The sequence below is a fragment of the Lysinibacillus sp. NPDC093216 genome (assembly GCF_050280325.1).
Taxonomy (GTDB): Bacteria; Bacillota; Bacilli; order Bacillales_A; family Planococcaceae; genus Lysinibacillus.
Window position 1 is genome coordinate 43,466 of the sequence record NZ_JBNNVB010000005.1, and the last position, 17,827, is coordinate 61,292.

A 17,827-nucleotide genomic window follows, 5' to 3' on the forward strand; every position below is an offset into this window, starting at 1 on the left:
CAATAATTGTTCACATTCTCCAGCTTTCCACAGAATGCTATATTGACCAAGCTATGGAGTTGATATATCATAGATATGTCCTAGTATTACTATTTGTAAATGAATGTCCGTTGGACTGACCTTTAAGTTAGAGGGGGGAAAAAAATGAGTAATAATCGAGTTTCACGTCGTCAATTCCTAAGCTATACACTAACTGGTGTAGGTGGCTTTATGGCGGCAGGTATGCTGATGCCAATGCTTCGTTTTGCAATAGACCCAGTGCTACAAAGTCATGCTGGTGGGAACTTTGTAAAAACAGAGCATAAAATCGCTGATATTACTGACAAACCTGTTAAAGTTGACTTAACATTTGAACAAGTTGATGCATGGTACAAATCAGACGTAACAAACGTAGCATGGGTTTTCAAACAAGGCGATCAAATCGTTGCATTATCTCCTGTTTGTAAGCATTTAGGATGTATGGTTGACTGGGGAACAGATTCAACACACCCAGATCAATTCTTCTGTGCTTGTCATGGTGGACGCTATGAGAAGAATGGTAATAACGTAGCAGGAACACCACCATTAGGTCCATTGGATGAATATGAAGTTAAAGAAGATGATGGTTATTTATCGCTTGGGCCAATTCATCCAAATACTCTAGTTAAGTAAGGGGGTACAAAACAGTGCTAAATAAAATTTATGATTGGGTCGATGAACGCTTAGATATTACACCTATTTGGCGTGATATTGCCGACCACGAAGTGCCAGAGCACGTGAACCCTGCACATCATTTTTCAGCATTCGTTTACTGTTTCGGTGGATTAACTTTCTTCATCACAGTAATTCAAATTCTATCAGGTATGTTCTTAACAATGTACTATGTACCAGACGTAGTGAATGCTTGGAAATCAGTTTATTATTTACAAAACGAAGTAGCATTTGGTGAAATCGTACGCGGTATGCACCACTGGGGAGCTTCATTAGTAATCGTTATGATGTTCTTACATACACTTCGTGTATTCTTTACAGGTTCTTATAAGAAACCTCGTGAATTAAACTGGATGGTTGGTGTAGGTATTTTTGGTGTTATGATGGGTCTTGGTTTTACAGGATACTTATTGCCTTGGGATATGAAAGCATTATTCGCTACAAAAGTAGGTATCCAAATTGCTGCATCTGTACCGTTTATCGGTGAATGGATTAAAATCTTATTAGCGGGTGACTCAACTATTCTTGGTGCTCAAACGTTAACACGATTCTTTGCGATTCATGTATTCTTCTTACCTGCAGTATTGTTTGCATTACTTGCAGCACACTTTATCATGATTCGTCGTCAAGGAATTTCAGGGCCGTTGTAATAGTTCTTGACGGTTCGATGATTTTTTAAAGGAGGGGACATAATGCATCGCGGAAAAGGAATGAAATTTGTTGGTGATTCTCGTATTAAAGCGAATCACAGAATGCCGAACGTTCCAAAGGATTATTCCGAATATCCAGGTAAGACGGAAGCTTTCTGGCCGAACTTCTTACTAAAAGAATGGATGGTTGGTGCTGTATTTTTAATTGCTTATTTAATATTAACAGTTGCACATCCATCACCACTTGAAGGACCAGCTGATCCGACAAGAGCGTACATTCCATTACCGGACTGGTACTTCTTATTCTTATATCAATTATTAAAATACACATATGCTTCAGGTCCATATAATGTTATTGGAACAGTTGTAATTCCAGGTCTTGCATTTGGAGCGCTATTATTAATGCCATTTTTAGATAAAAGTCCAGAACGTCGTCCATCTAAACGTCCGTTACCAACAGCGTTTATGTTATTGACTCTGGCATCTATGTTTTACTTAACATGGGAAGCAGTTGCTAACCATGACTGGGAAGCTCAAAAAGCAATGGGCGCAATTGAAACAGAAGTTCAAGTTACTATTGATGAATCACTACCAGGTTATAAAATTTGGACTGGTGAAACAAGTGACGCAGCTCAATCTTGTATCGGCTGTCATGCGGCTGACTTAAAAGGTGGCCCAGCTGCTCCAACATTACTTGGTAACACACTAACAGCTGACGAAATTGAAGATATTATCCATAACGGTCGAGGCAAAATGCCACCTGGTGTATTCAAGGGTACAGATGAAGAAGCGAAGCAAATAGCTGAATTTGTTGCGAGCTTAAAAGAAGATAAATAAGTATAGTTTAAAAGAGTCAGGAAACTGGCTCTTTTTTTCTTCTAGTATAATAATGTGACTGTTACAACTTCAAAAAAGTTCCCCAGAATGTATTTTAGTTCTATAATATTTATGAGGATACATTTTAGATATTCGAAAGTGGCAGGCCAGTCCCCGGAATTTATGTAGAACTAACCCTGTGCTATCCAAACATTTGATGTGGTCTATTTTGAAGTGTTAGAAAAAGCTCATCAATAAAAGATAGGCATGACATTGGTTAAAATGTAAGCTATGTACATAAGTTGATTTCCTTTCCGACTGAACGCCCCCGGGAAAGCGCCTAGTCGGAAAGGAAATCAACCCCACGTTAAGGTTTTGGACAACAAAAATACTGCCAATATTCATTATCGATAGTATGTGGCTAATTAAAGATTAATTTATACATAATAACAAATAAAAAAGGCATCTTAGTAAAGACAGAAGATAAAGGAGTTTTAATTATGCAAATTACACGTGCAAACGTCTGGTTTCTCCTTACACATAAATCATTTTTAATACTATTACTTATTATCAATCTATTAGGAACTATTTACGGTTATTATTGGTATGGAGGGCAGCTTGCCATCACGAAGCCCATCTTTTATATTTTTGTGCCGGACAGCCCGACAGCCAGCCTATTCTTTTGCTTTGTATTGTTAGCATGGATTATGGAAAAAAAATGGCCGCTAATGGAAGTGCTAGCACTTATAACGCTGGTCAAATATGGAATCTGGGCCGATGTGATGAATATTTGGACGTTGGTTGAAACGGGATCTATTGGCTGGCAAGGCTGGATGCTTGTTGGCTCACATTTTGCTATGGCTGTTCAAGCAATTTTGTATCTCGGTAAATATGTTTTTTCATATTGGCATATTGCCGTGGCAGCCGTATGGACATTGCATAATGATGTAATTGATTATGTATTTGGCCAAATGCCGATGTACCGAGATTTAGCAGATTATACAAGTTATATTGGTTATTTTACTTTTTGGTTATCCATTACATGCATTTTTCTAGCCATCTTCTCAATTAGGTGGCGCAAATATTTGCCGAATTAGGTAATTGATTATAGAATTATAGTATTGAGATAGAAAGGGGTTAAAAAATTGTCAACAAGTATGTATATTGTTTATTTTGCAATCATAATGCTACTGCCGCTTTACGCACAGATGAAAGTAAAGGGCACGTATAATAAGTTTGCAAAAGAACGTACAATGAAGGGACAAACAGGTGCAGAGGTAGCGCGTGCGATTTTAGATGCAAACGGCTTATATGATGTACGAGTTGTTCCAACACAAGGTGTGTTGTCTGATCACTATAATCCGGCGACAAAAACAGTTGCTTTATCGGAAAGTAACTTTTATGAGGCGAGTATTGCTGGAGCTGCAGTTGCTGCCCATGAGGTTGGCCATGCCATCCAGCATAAAGAAGCTTATTCAATGCTGACATTACGTAGTAAGCTAGTGCCAGTTGCAAATATTTCATCAAATATGTCTTGGATATTTGTCATGATTGGTATTTTTGCAACGAATCCAAAATTTTTACTTTTAGGTATCGTATTGTTAGCAGCAGGCGTGGTTTTCCAATTAGTAACGTTACCAGTAGAGTTTGATGCATCCAAGCGTGCGTTAGTGCAAATGAATTCTCTAGGTATTATTACAAATGAAGAAGAGCGCCCAGCACGCAAAGTGTTAAGTGCTGCAGCATTAACATATGTTGCCGCGGCAGCAGTAGCTGTATTAGAATTATTACGTTTAGTATTAATCTTTACAAATATGCGAAGTGACGACTAATAAAAAACTTGTTGTAGTGGTAATTCACTATAGCAAGTTTTTTAATCCGTTACTTTACTATGTAAAAAAGCCTACCTCAACGAATGTTTTATTCGAAAGAGCAGGCAATTTGTTCGTTTTAATGGAGCGGTTGTTTTTGGTCGTCTAGCGTGAAGCCTTCTCCTGCAACATCACGTACTTCTATTATAGAAACGAAAGCGTGTGGATCCACCTCATGAACAATGGATTTTAAACGTACAACCTCATTGCGGCCGATGACACAATAAATAACTTCTTTTTGTTGCTTAGTAAAATGGCCATGACCTTCAAGTATAGTAATACCGCGTTCCATTCGTATTGCGATCATCTCAGCAATGGCGCTAGATTTTTCAGATATAATAAGTGCTCCACGTGCTGCATATGCTCCTTCTTGAACAAAATCAATGACGCGCGCACCAACAAATACCGCAACAAGGGTATACATCATAGAGCGTGCATCTAAAAATGTTAGCCATGATAGGATAATGACAATTGCGTCAAAGATGAACATCGTTTTACCCATACTCCAACCAAAATATTTATGCCCAAGGCGAGCCAAAATATCTACACCGCCAGTTGTACCACCGAAGCGAAAGACGATACCGAGCCCTAGTCCAACAAAAACCCCTGCAAAAAGAGCAACAAGTAACAGATCGTCCTCTAAATGAATAGTAAATTGATACTTTTGGAAAACTTTAAGGAAAACTGAAACAGATAAAGTTCCAACAAGCGTATAAATAAATGATTTTTTCCCAAGTAAACGATACCCAATAATAAACATAGGAATGTTTAATAGTAAATTCATTAAAGCAGGGTCCCAGCCAAGTGTAAAATAAAGTATGAGTGTAATCCCACTTAGGCCACCTTCACCGAGTTGATTTTGCATGTTGAAGTGGACGAAGCCGAAGCTAAAAATCGCAGCTCCGAGCATTATTGCGATGATATTGCTGATTTTGATCTGTTTTAGCATATGACCTCCTGAAGTTCCAAACAAATGAAGTAGTGCTATCTATTATCTGACATTTTATTGTTTTTGACAACAATGGTGTAAATTTTATACGATGGTAAGTAGGAGTGTGATTTAGATGACTGAACAAGTGACAATGCAAGCTTTACAGCAGCGTGTAGATGATTATATAGGACAATTTAAAGAAGGCTATTTCCCGCCATTCGAGTTACTGGCACGTCTAACCGAGGAACTTGGTGAATTGTCTCGTGAAGTGCAAGACGTTTACGGGCAAAAGAAGAAAAAGAATACAGAGGAAGCAAACAGTATTGAAGAAGAATTAGGTGACTTTTTCTTTGTTTTAGTGTGCTTTGCAAATGCACAGGGCATTAAATTAGATGAAGCACTTTTACGCGTTATACATAAATTTGAAACAAGGGATAAAGATCGCTGGACTAGAAAGGATGGAGAATGATGTCAATTCGTGTAGCAATAGCAGGACCTAGAGGAAAAATGGGAGCTGAGGCTGTACATACGGTCATGAAGCATGACAAAATGGAATTAGTAGCTGTACTAGATTATAAGGAAGTTGGAAAAACATTAGGTGATTTGGAGATGTTTCCGGCAAGTTATACGGCTCCAATCTTTACAGATATGTCTGAACTTGTAGAGGCGACTGCACCTGACGTATTAGTAGATTTAACAAGCCCGCATGCAGTATACAAACATACTAAAGAGGCCTTGAATTTAAATGTACGACCTGTAATTGGTACAACAGGCTTTACAGATGAACAACTAGTGGAATTATCAGCAATGGCTAAAGAAAAAGAGCTAGGCTGTATTATTGCTCCAAACTTTGCTATAGGGGCAATCCTTATGATGAAATTTGCTAAGGAAGCGGCAAAATATTTACCTGATGTTGAAATTATTGAAATGCACCACGATCAAAAGCTGGATGCTCCATCAGGAACAGCTGTTAAAACGGCACAGTTGATTCAAGGAGTGCGAGCACAAAAGATGCAAGGACATCCAGAGGAAAAAGAAACTATTGAGGGTGCAAGAGGTGGAGAATTTGATGGTATGCGTATTCACTCTGTTCGTTTACCAGGTTTAGTGGCACACCAGCAAGTGTTATTTGGCGGAGATGGGCAGCTATTAACAATTCGTCATGATTCGTTAAACCGTAATTCTTTTATGTCTGGTGTAGCATTCTGCGTAGAAGAGGTCATGAAAATGGATCAACTTGTATATGGTTTAGAAAACATCATCTAAAGATTGGGATGGAAGCATTATGAAAATCGCATTAATTGCACATGATCGTAAAAAAGATAATTTAGTACAGTTTGCTATAGCTTACCGAAATATTTTAAATGAGCATACGTTGTTTGCTACAGGTACAACAGGACAGCGTGTTATGGAAGCTACAGGCTTAGAAGTAACACGTTTCCGTTCTGGACCACTCGGTGGCGATCAACAAATTGGCGCAATGATTGCCAATAATGATATGGACATGGTCATTTTTTTCCGTGATCCTTTAACAGCACAACCACATGAGCCAGATGTTTCTGCACTTATTCGTCTTTGTGATGTTTACCAAGTGCCACTGGCCACAAATATGGGAACTGCAGAAATATTACTAAAAGGCCTACAAGAAGGCTTTGTGGATTGGAGACTGATTCAAGAAAGACGAAATTAAAAAAAGACGTGATTTAGAAAGGATGATAATCGAATGAAAAAGCTAAAAATTGGCATTACCTGTTATCCAACTGTTGGAGGCTCTGGTGTTATTGCAACAGAATTAGGAAAAATGCTTGCAGAGAGAGGACACGAGATTCATTTCATCACCTCAAGCGTACCATTTCGATTGAATAAAATTTATCCAACCGTCTTTTTCCATGAAGTAGAAGTTAATAATTATTCAGTATTTCAATATTCGCCATATGATATAGCATTAGCGAGTAAAATGGCGGACGTGATTAAGGATGAAGAACTAGATGTGCTTCATGTGCATTATGCAATACCACATGCGGTCTGTGCTGTCTTAGCACGTGAAATGAGTGGTCGTGACATAGGGATTGTCACAACGCTACATGGTACAGATATTTCAGTGCTTGGGCAGGATTCCACCCTTTCACAGGCAATTAAGTATGGCATTAACAAATCTGATATTGTTACGACAGTGTCAGAGGCCTTAAAGCAACAAACCTATGAGCTTATTGATACAGTAAAGCCAATTAATACGATTTACAACTTTGTTGATGAACGTGAATACTTCCCGCGCAATTCAGGAACCCTGAAGGAACAATTTGGAATTCAAGAGGATGAAAAAGTGATTATTCACGTATCTAACTTCCGTAAAATTAAGAATCTTCCCCATATTATAGACGCTTTTATGAAGATTCGTGCCAACATGAAGGCAAAGCTGTTGCTAGTAGGAGATGGCCCAGAAAAGCATCGTGTAATGGATCAAGTAAAGGAAAGTTCTTATATGGAGGACGTTCTATTTTTAGGCAAACAAGAAAATTTGGCTGAATTATATGCGATCAGTGACCTTAAATTATTACTATCACAGCAGGAATCATTCGGGTTAGTCTTACTTGAAGCAATGGCTTGTGGTGTACCTTGTATTGGATCAGCTGTAGGCGGTATTCCAGAAGTCATTGAGCATGGTGTAGATGGCTATATAGTAGAATTAGGTGATACGGACGCAGTGGCAGAGTATGCAGTGAACCTATTGAAGGATGAAGAGAAATTACAACATTTCCGAGAAGCAGCTATCCGTGCTGTTGATGAAAAATTCCATTCATCTAAAATTGTAGAACAATATGAAAATTTGTATGAAAAGGTTGCTGAAAGAAATCATGCAAAACAATAAAGAATGGCAAGCAGCCTATTCAGTTATTGAACAACTAGAAAACGCAGGCTTTGAAGCAGTGATCGTTGGTGGTGCGGTACGAGATGCTATACTCGGTCGTACTGCCCACGATGTAGATGTTGCGACAAATGCGATGCCAGACGAAGTAAAGTTTGTCTTTAATCGCACGGTTGATATAGGGATTCAGCATGGGACGGTACTTGTTATCGACCCAGTTGGATCGGTGGAGGTAACGACATATCGTACAGATGGTGAATATACGGATCACCGTAGACCCGAGGAAGTGCAATTTGTACGTTCGTTAAAAGAAGATTTACAGCGCAGAGACTTTACGATGAATGCCATTGCGATGCGTCGTGATGGTTCTTTTGTTGATTTTTACGGAGGACGCCAAGATATTGAGGCTGGTGTAATTCGAGCTGTTGGTGATGCACAGAAACGTTTTTCGGAAGATGCATTACGAATGCTACGGGCCGTACGTTTTTCAGCTCAGCTCGGTTTTTTAATTGAATCAGAAACCATGAAAGCAATGCAGGACAAGGCCGATAATATTTCTTGGATTGCGAAAGAGCGTATAAAGGCGGAGCTCGATAAACTATGGGTAGGGAAAGATGTTTTTAACGGTATAAAAAAGCTTGAGGAAAGTAGCCTAGTGAATTATTTGAATGGTACTTTTCAAACTGATGACTGGTCTGAATTTAACACGCAGGACAAGCTATTAGGCTGGGCATATTTTGCGGCTTTACAGGGTGATCATTGGCGAGAAGTGCTGGGTGACTATCGTTTATCGAATAAGGAGATGGCATTTGTAAAAGCTGTTTTAGAAGCTTTAAAAGCTTTAAAAAATGGCTGGACGAAAATGGATTACTTTGTATATGCTCAACAGGAACTTGAGGCAGCTTGTTATTTTGCGGAGTTGAGACAGCTTGATGTTCAAATGCCACAACAAAGTATACTTGAAATACAGACAAAGCTTCCTATTAGACATAAACAGGAGCTTATTGTAAAAGGTACAGATTTGTTAAAATGGTCCGGAAAAAAAGGTGGACCATGGGTAAAAGAAGCGTTGCAGGCAATGCTTGAAGCAGTTGTGAATGGCGAACTTCAAAATGACCGACAACAGATAAAGAATTGGATAGAACACGATTATTTCAAAAAAGAATAATCAACATCGATTTTTAAAAGAGGAGCCGTCTCAAAAAATGAATGAGACGGCTCCTTATTAATTTGGCTCCATTTTTGGTGCTATCATATTTTTAGCTTATCACCAAAAGTTGCATTTGTTAAAATGCTTACCATGAGTATAAGTCGATTGTAGTGGAGGCTGGGCAGCTCCTTAGGGATTAGCGGCTTAGACGTCCCAGGAAAGCGCTTAGTCGGAACGGAAATCAACCATTTGTTATGACGGTGATTCCAAGAGAGTTAAAAATAATGAATAACTAGTAGCTAAAAGATATTTGATGATAGATTGTGGTCAATTGTCATAATTTACAGTATGATTAATACAATTGAATCAAAATTATGTAAGCATAAAAATATAGCAGAGTTTAATAAAGGATTGATAGCATGAGTATTTCTATGAAGGATGAAATTTTAAAAAGAATATTAGCTGCTAATGGTGAAGCGGTTTCGGGTCAGGAACTAGCAGATTCCCTTGGAGTATCACGTACAGCTATATGGAAACATATGCAATCGTTACAGGAGGAAGGCTATACATTTGAAACGGTAAAGAAAAAGGGCTATGTACTGACTGGTGTGCCAAATAGCTTAAGTCCAACACAAATTGAACTATTTTTAAATACGGAGCGTTTTGGACGTGAAATTCATTATTTTGATGTTGTAGATTCAACACAAACCATCGCACATAAGCTTGCACAGGAAGGCGCTCCTCATGGCACGATTATAATCGGGGAGGAGCAAACTGCTGGTCGTGGTCGTATGGCGCGTCCATGGGAATCTGCAAAAGGTACAGGTATTTGGATGACCGTTATTGTGAGACCGGATGTTACGCCTCAGCAAGCTTCATCGTATACGCTTGTCGTAGCAGTTGCGGTTACGATGGCTATTAAAACATTATATAAACAAATTGAACCAGCCATTAAATGGCCAAATGATTTGCTCATTAACGGTAAAAAGTGTACAGGTATATTAACAGAAATGCAGGCTGAGGCAGACCGTGTACAAGCACTGCTAGTAGGCATAGGTATTAATGCAAACCAAGTCGAATCAGATTTCTCCCCAGAAATTGCTGATATAGCTACATCTTTACGTTTAGAAGCGGGTGAGGAAATTAATCGTGCAGCCCTCGTTGCATCTATTCTTCAATATTTAGAACAATTCACGGATTTATACGTGAAGGAGGGCTTTGCTAGCATTAAAAAGCTATGGGAACAAATGTCATGTACTATTGGACAACGTATTGAAGTAACGACTTTACGCGGGCGCTTTGAAGGCATTGCCAGTGGAATAACGGACGAAGGTGTACTACAGCTAACAGAGGATGATGGCACTGTCCGAACAATTTATTCTGGAGATATAAAAATTTTGTAGAGCATAGAGCATAGAGTACTAGCATACTCGTGAGTACTTGCTTATCTGTTTTTAATTAAACAAGAACGTATATTTTCAATCAGAGAATATACGTTCTTTTATATATTTGATGATTTAATTTTTAGCTAGACATTCTTTTATTTAATATGAACAAGTATGTAATTAGAATTAAATTAACAATTAAGACAATAATACTGCCTTCAATTTTATAGATGCCACCTGATAGTAATGGATTTCCTTGAAACGTACTGTTTAAGAGATTTGGATAATCACTTGCCAAAGAAACACCGCCAAATATAATCGCTCCAATTGTATTCCAAGTGAAATGAGCAATTATAGGTGCTACAATTGTGCCTGTGTATTCTAATAGTAATGTTACAAGTATACTCATTGAAATAACATTGAGCACTGGGATAATACCTGCTTCAAATGCTCCACCGTGCATCGCAGAAAATAAAAGAGTAGTTAAAAAGGTTGCCACAATTACATTATATTTATGCTTCCATAATTGATATGGATAACCTCTCATCAACAATTCTTGCATTACAACATTCAATAATGATGCCAAAATCCAAATCCATATGTAATCAATATTGTTTTGCCATGTATATTTAATGTCTTTGTAAGTAAAAGGACAGCTACCAAGCTACCCAACCATAAGATACCCATTACAACACCTATTAGAGAATTTTTAAAGAATCTTGAAGCTATGGGGATCTTAATTTTACCCTTTTCTATTACTGAAACAAAAATAATAGATAATAAAACTACTAAAGCAAGTGGTACGAATTCCCACCTGCCTGATTATTTGTTTGTATATCAGGCGTAAAAGAAATTAAAATTGCCCATCCAATAAAAAAGATAACTGTTTTTAAAATTGTACTTATTAACTTTTTCATTAATGATTCCTCTCCCATTTCTGTATATGAGTTTATATTTTTCGCAAAATGTCAATTTTATGAGAGGTCGTTATTTCATGAAAATCTCCTTTAGACAAAGTACATCCAAAGGAGTTAAACGGTGCAACTTTTTTATAAACAGTATTAATTTACTTAAAATGGTACAATTTTCATAAACGGTACGACTTTATTTCAAAGCCCCATTTGTAACCCCATCAATATCATTCCATACATAAATAAGCTCTTCTACTATTTTTCCACCAATTTTAATTTCTAAGTTATTGACATATTGTGCACCATAATATTCATAGAAATCACGTGTTTTATTTTCTGCTAATACTTCAACAAATACTTTTTCGTATCCTTTTTGTTTAAAATAGGCGAATACTTCTTTGAGTAGTTGCTTCCCGATTCCCATTCCTTGATATTCTTCTAAAAGATAGATAGATGTTAAATCAGTTGCATTGGGTACTGAATTAGTTTTTCGTGTGCCACCAGTTGCAAAGCCAATTATTTCACCTTGTTCATTTTCCGCTACCAGTACATAATTCGTAGCATCTGAAATATTCCTCTTCCATAACTCTGTTCGCTGCTCGTAAGATAAGTTATTCAAAAAATCATCTGGAAGAATGCCTTTATAAGTCGTTCGCCAACTGTCAACATGTACTTTTCCGATACCTTGAGCATCTTTAATGTTTGCTTTTCTAATTTTCATAATGATCACCTCATAAATCGAATTTTATCTCCAAGATGACGGCGTAACTGACCTGATTCACCTCGGTTATTGCCTTCACTTACAAGAATCGATTGCTCTGATGAAAATTTCTAATCATTATCATTTATCTGCTCTTGGAGCGAAAGAGAAGCGGCTCATCGTACGCCCCAGGAAGCTTTGCTCTGTGCGAAAGCGAAGCGTCAGCGACAAATGTTTTCTGTGCGAAAGCGAAGCGTCAGCGACAAATGTTTTCTGTGCGAAAGCGAAGCGTCAGCGACAAAGCGCCTAGCCGGAACGGAAATCAACTCCTCGTTTTGCCAAAGCCCTTTACTTTAACATTAATTGTAAGTCACCGTAAGAAAGTGTTACTTTTAACTGGTTATCACCGTTATAAGATTGCGTTACCTTGCTGTTTTGATCTTTCTTATCAACTGTAAGATCCCCGAAGTCAGTTTCTAATTCATAGCCAAGTTCACTTTTTTTATTTTGTAAATGAAGTGTAGTATCTCCGAAGTCAGATGTAATAGTGGATTGACCATTTAATGTTCCATCTATGTTAATATCACCATGTTCACTTTCAGCAACGAAGCCATTACTTGAAAATTGTTGTAGCTTCATATCACCAAATGATTGTGTAATTTCTGTTTTATCACCAGTAGTGTCTTTCAATAGTATGTCTCCAAAATCTTCAATAAGATTTAACTCTTGATAATTTAGACCACGAATGGTTATATCTCCAAAATTACTATCAAGGACAACGGTTTTCAATTTTACATCTGAAGGAACATAGATTTTGATGGAAGGAGTACTGAAGCTGAAAAATCCGAATTCGAAACCATTCTTCTTCTTACTCTTTGTTTCAACAGTTAATGTCTTATCTTTAATACTGTACGTCACATCATCATCTTTAATAACATTTGTTTCTAGTGCATAACGATCACTAGTAATAATTTCAACATCTCCATAGTGATTGATAATATTGAGATTAGTGAAATCATCTAGTTTATAGGAATTGTTTACTAGTTTATTGTTCTCAGGCAGTTGGATACCTTCATCATTTATGACAAAACTCCATTTCCCACCGGAGAAAAAACCAACTAGAGCTAACAGTACGCCTAAAGCGATCATAGTAATGGCAATATGGGTATGTCGGGACGTCATTAGTATCCCTCCTTCCGCTTCTTCGTTATTTTATGGAATAGTTTACCTAATGCTTCAACACAAACAACAACGATTGTTTTGATCAAACGTGTAACGATTGGGAAAAGTAGGATGCCCAAACCTGTTACGATAAAGCCAACACCCATAAAGAGTAATGCTGTTGGCCAGTCCTGAGTTAAAATGAAGAAGCCTGAAATAAGTGCAGCGATTCCACCGAAAAAGATACCAAGTACAGTTGCGATAATTGCGATGATAACGCTGAATATAACTGCTCCAAATGAGAAAATAAGTGCTATAGCAACTACAAGTAGCGGTAAAGAAAGTGGGGCAGATATTATTGCTAGAATGATAAGCCAAATCGCAGACATATTCTTCTTAGTCGAAGTCGAAGTCGAAGTTGAAGTTGAATTTGAATTTGAAGTTGCTTCTAAATCCTTTAATGCATAGTCCGCCATTATTTGTGATGCAACATGAGAAGGGGAGCCTAGTTGTTGAATGACCCGCTGTTCGTTTTCCTCTCCTGCTTCATCGAAATATTCCTCATAATAGGCAAGCGCAGCATCAATCTCATGCGCTGGAAGACGTTGTAATTTCCCCCGTAGCTTTTTCAAATAGCTTGCTCTATTCATCATATTTCCCTCCTATAAGTACACAATCAACCATTTCTTTATACTGTTGCCATTCTTTTAATAGTTCCAGTAATCGGATTCGACCTTGATCAGTAATTTGGTAATAGCGTCTATTTCTGCCTTGGTAGGGCTGATCGTAGGTTGTTAAGCAATTTGCTTTTTGTAAACGACGTAATACTGGGTACAGCGTAGATTCTGATATATCCATCACGGATTGTATTTGCTGTGTTAATGAGTAACCATAAGCATCCTCTTTATCGACGATGGCGAGTACACAAGCGTCAAGTAAAGCTGAGCCAAGTTGAAATGTCATCTTCTCTCACCTCACAATGTATTACCTATACAAGATTTTATATTATACGTCGTATAGTATGGTGGAAGTATATTACATATCACATTGAATTGTCAAACTTTATTAAAAAAGTTCAAACGGAAATTAAAAATGATAGTAGTGTCATTTTTAAATTGACAATAAAAGGTATATGAATTACGATAAAATGACAATGGTGTCATTTTAAATGTTTGGAGGTAAAGATAATGCCAAAGGTAAGCCATGAATATGTACAGGAAAAGAAAAACAGCATTTTAGAAGCAGCCATAGCAGTATGTAAAGTGAAGCCGCTCTATGACATTACGATGAGGGATATTATTAAAGCGTCAGGAGTAAGTCAAGGTGGGATTTATCGTTATTATTCAGACTTGGATGAAATACTTGTTGATGTTATTAATCAAGTAAATGCTAACGCAGACTATAAACATATTATCGATGGAATTACGGGTGCGAGTAACTCTCCCTCAAAAACAATCATTAAATTATTTAGTTTTCTTGGAGAGTACATGAAGGAAAACGTATCAACAGTTGGCAAAATTCAATTTGAGCTTACGATTTTATTTGCTAACAATCCAGAAAGAGAAAAGAAAATTTTATCGAACATTGTGGAAAATGAAAGTGGGCAATATTTGATGCAACAAATTTTTCATTCAATCCATAAGGGTATTTCTTCAGGATGTTTTCAGCTTGAGATATCGATAGAGGATTTATCTACTTTTATGATGACATCCATTGGTGGCATTGTGAGAGACGTTGTCTTGCAAAAATGTTACGGAATGTTCTCAAATGATCAAGTGCAGTTTGATGAGATTCGATTGATGAATACACTTTGCAAATCCGTATTATTACTATTGGGTACGAAAGAAGGAGAGGATTAAAGTTGGGAGTAGAGATAAGAAGATTTCTATTTTATACCTTTGCTACGTCTTGGATAATATGGGGCAGTTTAGCTTTGTTAACACAGCTAAATTTACTGGAGTTTGGCAATGCAATATCAATGATATTATTTATTCTCGGCGGCATTACTCCTGCAATTTGTGAGATTTGGTTGAAAAAGAAATATTCGACTAAAGAAGAGTTCAAATCATTTATCCATAATGTGAAAAATCCTAAGCTTCCTGTTTCATGGTACCTATTTGCAATCGGATTCGCATTTGCGGCGTGTTTTTTACCAACTCTATGGGGTGGAGCGACTATGGAGAATCCAATGTATCTGGCGTTACTTGAATTGCCAATCATGATTATTGGTGGAGGACTAGAAGAAATTGGCTGGCGTGGTTTTTTACAGCCTACATTACAAAAAAGATGGTCTCCTTTCACAAGTACAATTATTGTGGGCGTTATTTGGGCAGTTTGGCATTTGCCATTATGGTTCGTCATTGGATCAAACCAAATGAACATGAACTTCCTATGGTTTTCTCTAACAGCTTTAGCACTATCCTTTTTATTGACAATCATTTACCTCTCCACTAAAAGTATTTTTCTCTGTATTATTTTCCACGCTTTAATTAATTCATTTTGGGATGTCGTCTTTGTACCAGTTACAAATGTAACATCTGGTTTATTCACATTTTTATTTGCCCTGTTTCTATTTACAGTGTATGAAGTTTATCGAAAATCAAACTTTCAGAAACGAATGGTTTGAATTTAGTAATATTTATTGATCGTAATTATTAGAAAATAATATTTGAAGATTACTAGGGGAATCTGTTATAGTATTTGCGAAGGGCAGTATCCTTTTGTGAACGGCACCTTCAAAAACGTAAGAACTATTTACAATAAATATCTGCCTTGATCTTTTAATGACAGGGACGGAAGAAAACAAGCGTTCAAAAATATAACTTGATTCATTGGAATGGGCAATTCTCTCAAAGAGATTTGTTTCCGTATCCCTTTATTAAGTTATGGCCTCTACACAACAACGAGAGGTGATTTTTGATGACGAACGAAACACTACCCTTCTGTCCATTTTAGGAACAGAGGGGTTTTTCTGTTTTCTTTCCTTAAAAAAGGAGGACTACATGATGAAAACAACTTCAGATTTTTTAAAGATGAAGGCAGCAGGTGAGAAAATCGTTATGCTTACTGCATATGATTATCCTGCTGCAAAATTTGCCGAGGAAGCAGGCGTCGACATGATTCTAGTGGGAGATTCACTAGGTATGGTCGTACTAGGCTATGATTCTACAATGCCAGTAACAGTAGCCGATATGGTTCACCACGCAAAAGCAGTGCGCCGAGGGGCAAAGGATACGTTTGTTGTTGTGGATATGCCATTTGGTTCATACCATGGTGATGTACATGAGACGTTAAAAACGGCAGTATCCATGATGCAAGAAACAGGAGCAGATGCACTAAAGTTAGAGGGTGCAGACGATGTTCTACCAGCAATTCGTAAATTAACGTCAGCTGGCATTCCGGTGGTAGCTCATTTAGGTTTACTACCTCAATCAGCAGGAGTGCTTGGTGGTTACAAAGTTCAGGGGAAAACAGCTGAACAGGCAACGAAACTCATTGAAGATGCAAAAAAATGTCAAGAGGCTGGAGCATGTGCAGTCGTCTTAGAATGTATTCCGCATCAGCTAACAGAGATGGTATCTGCTAATCTTATTATTCCAACGATCGGTATTGGAGCTGGTGTTGAGGCTGATGGGCAAGTGTTGGTTTATCATGACATGTTAAGCTACGGTTCACATCATGTACCAAAATTTGTGGAACAGTTTGCTAATATGGGTCAAGAAGCAAGCAGTGGAATTGCTAGTTACGTAGAAGCGGTAAAGACAGGTACATTCCCTGCGCCGAAGCATTCCTTCACAATGAAAGAGGAAGCATTGGATCAGCTATATGGGGGCGTAAAGTAATGAAAGTCGTCACTACAATCCAAGCATTAGCCGTAGAAATTCAAGCAGCTAAGCAAGCTCAAAAAACAATTGGACTCGTTCCAACAATGGGTTATTTACATGAGGGTCATTTAACACTAGCGAAAACAGCTCATGCCGAAAATGATTTAGTCGTTATGAGTATCTTTGTTAACCCAACACAATTTGGGCCAGCCGAAGACTTTGAAAGCTATCCACGTGATTTGCCACGGGATACTGCTTTAGCAGAGTCTGTCGGTGTAGATATTATTTTCGCACCGAGCGTTGAAGAAATGTATCCGCATGATGGTGGTATTCGTATTCATGCGGGTGAACAGGCAACCATTCTTTGTGGGGCGAGCCGTCCAGGACATTTTGATGGCGTTTTACAGGTCGTATCAAAATTATTTCACCTAGCACAGCCGACACGAGCTTATTTTGGACAAAAAGATGCGCAGCAGGTTGCTATTATTGCTACGATGGTACGCGATTTTAATTTCCCTTTGGAAATGCGAGTAGTACCTATTGTGCGGGAGGAGGACGGTTTAGCGAAATCCTCTCGTAATGTTTATTTAAGTGAAGTGGATCGTCTTGAGGCACCGGCAATTAATGAATCGCTCCAGCTTGCTCGTGATAGTTTTTTAGCGAATGGTGATGTTGCGAATGCGCTTGCTAAAGCAAAGGAACACATTGCAGCACGTACACACGGCCACATCGACTATATTGAACTATTAGCGTATCCAGATTTAATACCTGCAACTGCTGAGACGGAGCAAGTGCTTTTAGCTGTAGCCGTTTATATTGGTAAAACTCGTTTAATTGATAATTGTATCTTTAATGTGAAAGAAGGATTGTAA

The 17,827-nt window shown here is 37.9% G+C and carries 21 protein-coding genes; 15 read left to right on the forward strand and 6 right to left on the reverse strand.

All coding sequences use genetic code 11. The features are described from left to right. The first annotated feature begins 144 nt into the window (after window positions 1-144). The 5 genes from ACQKOG_RS07845 to ACQKOG_RS07865 all read left to right on the forward strand — a co-directional run bounded on the left by ACQKOG_RS07845 (window position 145) and on the right by ACQKOG_RS07865 (window position 3,988). A complete protein-coding gene (locus ACQKOG_RS07845; RefSeq protein WP_142508359.1) occupies window positions 145-651 on the forward strand; it encodes a ubiquinol-cytochrome c reductase iron-sulfur subunit in 507 nt (168 codons plus the stop codon). 14 nt (window positions 652-665) lie between these two features. Continuing rightward, window positions 666-1,340, forward strand: coding sequence for a menaquinol-cytochrome c reductase cytochrome b subunit (gene qcrB / locus ACQKOG_RS07850; RefSeq protein ID WP_053482547.1), 675 nt, complete (start codon window positions 666-668; stop codon window positions 1,338-1,340). A gap of 42 nt (window positions 1,341-1,382) precedes the next feature. Continuing rightward, complete coding sequence (locus ACQKOG_RS07855) at window positions 1,383-2,177, forward strand: menaquinol-cytochrome c reductase cytochrome b/c subunit (protein ID WP_370075879.1); 795 nt, start codon at window positions 1,383-1,385, stop codon at window positions 2,175-2,177. 479 nt (window positions 2,178-2,656) lie between these two features. Beyond that, window positions 2,657-3,253: a DUF1405 domain-containing protein gene (locus ACQKOG_RS07860; protein ID WP_370075877.1), complete on the forward strand. Its 597-nt coding sequence runs from the start codon at window positions 2,657-2,659 to the stop codon at window positions 3,251-3,253. A gap of 60 nt (window positions 3,254-3,313) precedes the next feature. Continuing rightward, window positions 3,314-3,988: a zinc metallopeptidase gene (locus ACQKOG_RS07865; protein ID WP_053593597.1), complete on the forward strand. Its 675-nt coding sequence runs from the start codon at window positions 3,314-3,316 to the stop codon at window positions 3,986-3,988. 118 nt (window positions 3,989-4,106) lie between these two features. Here ACQKOG_RS07865 and ACQKOG_RS07870 read toward each other — a convergent pair whose 3' ends face one another. Next, window positions 4,107-4,976, reverse strand: coding sequence for a YitT family protein (locus tag ACQKOG_RS07870; protein WP_370075873.1), 870 nt, complete (start codon window positions 4,974-4,976; stop codon window positions 4,107-4,109). A gap of 115 nt (window positions 4,977-5,091) precedes the next feature. Here ACQKOG_RS07870 and ACQKOG_RS07875 point away from each other — a divergent pair, with 115 nt between their 5' ends. From ACQKOG_RS07875 to ACQKOG_RS07900, 6 genes are all read left to right on the forward strand, one after another. Continuing rightward, window positions 5,092-5,427 carry a nucleotide pyrophosphohydrolase gene (locus tag ACQKOG_RS07875; RefSeq protein WP_370075871.1) on the forward strand — a complete coding sequence of 112 codons (336 nt, stop codon included), beginning with the start codon at window positions 5,092-5,094 and terminating at the stop codon, window positions 5,425-5,427. Further along, entirely contained in the window at window positions 5,427-6,224 is a 798-nt protein-coding gene (gene dapB / locus ACQKOG_RS07880; RefSeq protein ID WP_370075869.1) for a 4-hydroxy-tetrahydrodipicolinate reductase, read from the forward strand. Before ACQKOG_RS07875 ends, dapB begins: the two co-directional genes overlap by 1 nt. Before the next feature lie 19 nt (window positions 6,225-6,243). After that, window positions 6,244-6,648, forward strand: coding sequence for a methylglyoxal synthase (mgsA, locus tag ACQKOG_RS07885; RefSeq protein WP_370075867.1), 405 nt, complete (start codon window positions 6,244-6,246; stop codon window positions 6,646-6,648). 33 nt (window positions 6,649-6,681) lie between these two features. Next, window positions 6,682-7,827: an N-acetyl-alpha-D-glucosaminyl L-malate synthase BshA gene (gene bshA, locus ACQKOG_RS07890; RefSeq protein ID WP_370075865.1), complete on the forward strand. Its 1,146-nt coding sequence runs from the start codon at window positions 6,682-6,684 to the stop codon at window positions 7,825-7,827. After that, a complete protein-coding gene (locus ACQKOG_RS07895; protein WP_427445882.1) occupies window positions 7,814-8,992 on the forward strand; it encodes a CCA tRNA nucleotidyltransferase in 1,179 nt (392 codons plus the stop codon). The genes bshA and ACQKOG_RS07895 overlap by 14 nt, the downstream gene beginning before the upstream one ends. 401 nt (window positions 8,993-9,393) lie before the next feature. Beyond that, window positions 9,394-10,377: a biotin--[acetyl-CoA-carboxylase] ligase gene (locus ACQKOG_RS07900; protein ID WP_370075861.1), complete on the forward strand. Its 984-nt coding sequence runs from the start codon at window positions 9,394-9,396 to the stop codon at window positions 10,375-10,377. 121 nt (window positions 10,378-10,498) lie between these two features. Here ACQKOG_RS07900 and ACQKOG_RS07905 read toward each other — a convergent pair whose 3' ends face one another. The 5 genes from ACQKOG_RS07905 to ACQKOG_RS07925 form a co-directional block, all read right to left on the reverse strand. Beyond that, window positions 10,499-10,945, reverse strand: a complete 447-nt coding sequence (locus tag ACQKOG_RS07905) for a CPBP family intramembrane glutamic endopeptidase (protein WP_370075859.1) — start codon at window positions 10,943-10,945, stop codon at window positions 10,499-10,501. Between the two features lie 518 nt (window positions 10,946-11,463). Beyond that, window positions 11,464-11,991, reverse strand: a complete 528-nt coding sequence (locus ACQKOG_RS07910) for an N-acetyltransferase family protein (RefSeq protein ID WP_427445885.1) — start codon at window positions 11,989-11,991, stop codon at window positions 11,464-11,466. Between the two features lie 327 nt (window positions 11,992-12,318). After that, on the reverse strand, window positions 12,319-13,152 hold the full coding sequence (locus ACQKOG_RS07915) for a DUF4097 family beta strand repeat-containing protein (protein ID WP_427445887.1): 834 nt from the start codon (window positions 13,150-13,152) through the stop codon (window positions 12,319-12,321). Continuing rightward, window positions 13,152-13,784: a DUF1700 domain-containing protein gene (locus tag ACQKOG_RS07920; RefSeq protein WP_427445889.1), complete on the reverse strand. Its 633-nt coding sequence runs from the start codon at window positions 13,782-13,784 to the stop codon at window positions 13,152-13,154. Before ACQKOG_RS07920 ends, ACQKOG_RS07915 begins: the two co-directional genes overlap by 1 nt. Continuing rightward, on the reverse strand, window positions 13,774-14,094 hold the full coding sequence (locus tag ACQKOG_RS07925; RefSeq protein ID WP_370075849.1) for a PadR family transcriptional regulator: 321 nt from the start codon (window positions 14,092-14,094) through the stop codon (window positions 13,774-13,776). The genes ACQKOG_RS07920 and ACQKOG_RS07925 overlap by 11 nt, the downstream gene beginning before the upstream one ends. Before the next feature lie 224 nt (window positions 14,095-14,318). Between ACQKOG_RS07925 and ACQKOG_RS07930 the strand changes: the two genes are divergently transcribed. The 4 genes from ACQKOG_RS07930 to panC all read left to right on the forward strand — a co-directional run bounded on the left by ACQKOG_RS07930 (window position 14,319) and on the right by panC (window position 17,827). Next, entirely contained in the window at window positions 14,319-14,990 is a 672-nt protein-coding gene (locus tag ACQKOG_RS07930; RefSeq protein ID WP_370075847.1) for a TetR/AcrR family transcriptional regulator, read from the forward strand. Window positions 14,991-14,992: 2 nt separating this feature from the next. Further along, a complete protein-coding gene (locus ACQKOG_RS07935) occupies window positions 14,993-15,757 on the forward strand; it encodes a CPBP family intramembrane glutamic endopeptidase (protein WP_402868819.1) in 765 nt (254 codons plus the stop codon). A gap of 379 nt (window positions 15,758-16,136) precedes the next feature. Then, window positions 16,137-16,973 (forward strand): 3-methyl-2-oxobutanoate hydroxymethyltransferase, encoded by an 837-nt coding sequence (panB, locus tag ACQKOG_RS07940; protein WP_370075843.1) that lies wholly within the window; start codon window positions 16,137-16,139, stop codon window positions 16,971-16,973. Then, window positions 16,973-17,827 carry a pantoate--beta-alanine ligase gene (panC, locus tag ACQKOG_RS07945; protein ID WP_370075841.1) on the forward strand — a complete coding sequence of 285 codons (855 nt, stop codon included), beginning with the start codon at window positions 16,973-16,975 and terminating at the stop codon, window positions 17,825-17,827. The genes panB and panC overlap by 1 nt, the downstream gene beginning before the upstream one ends.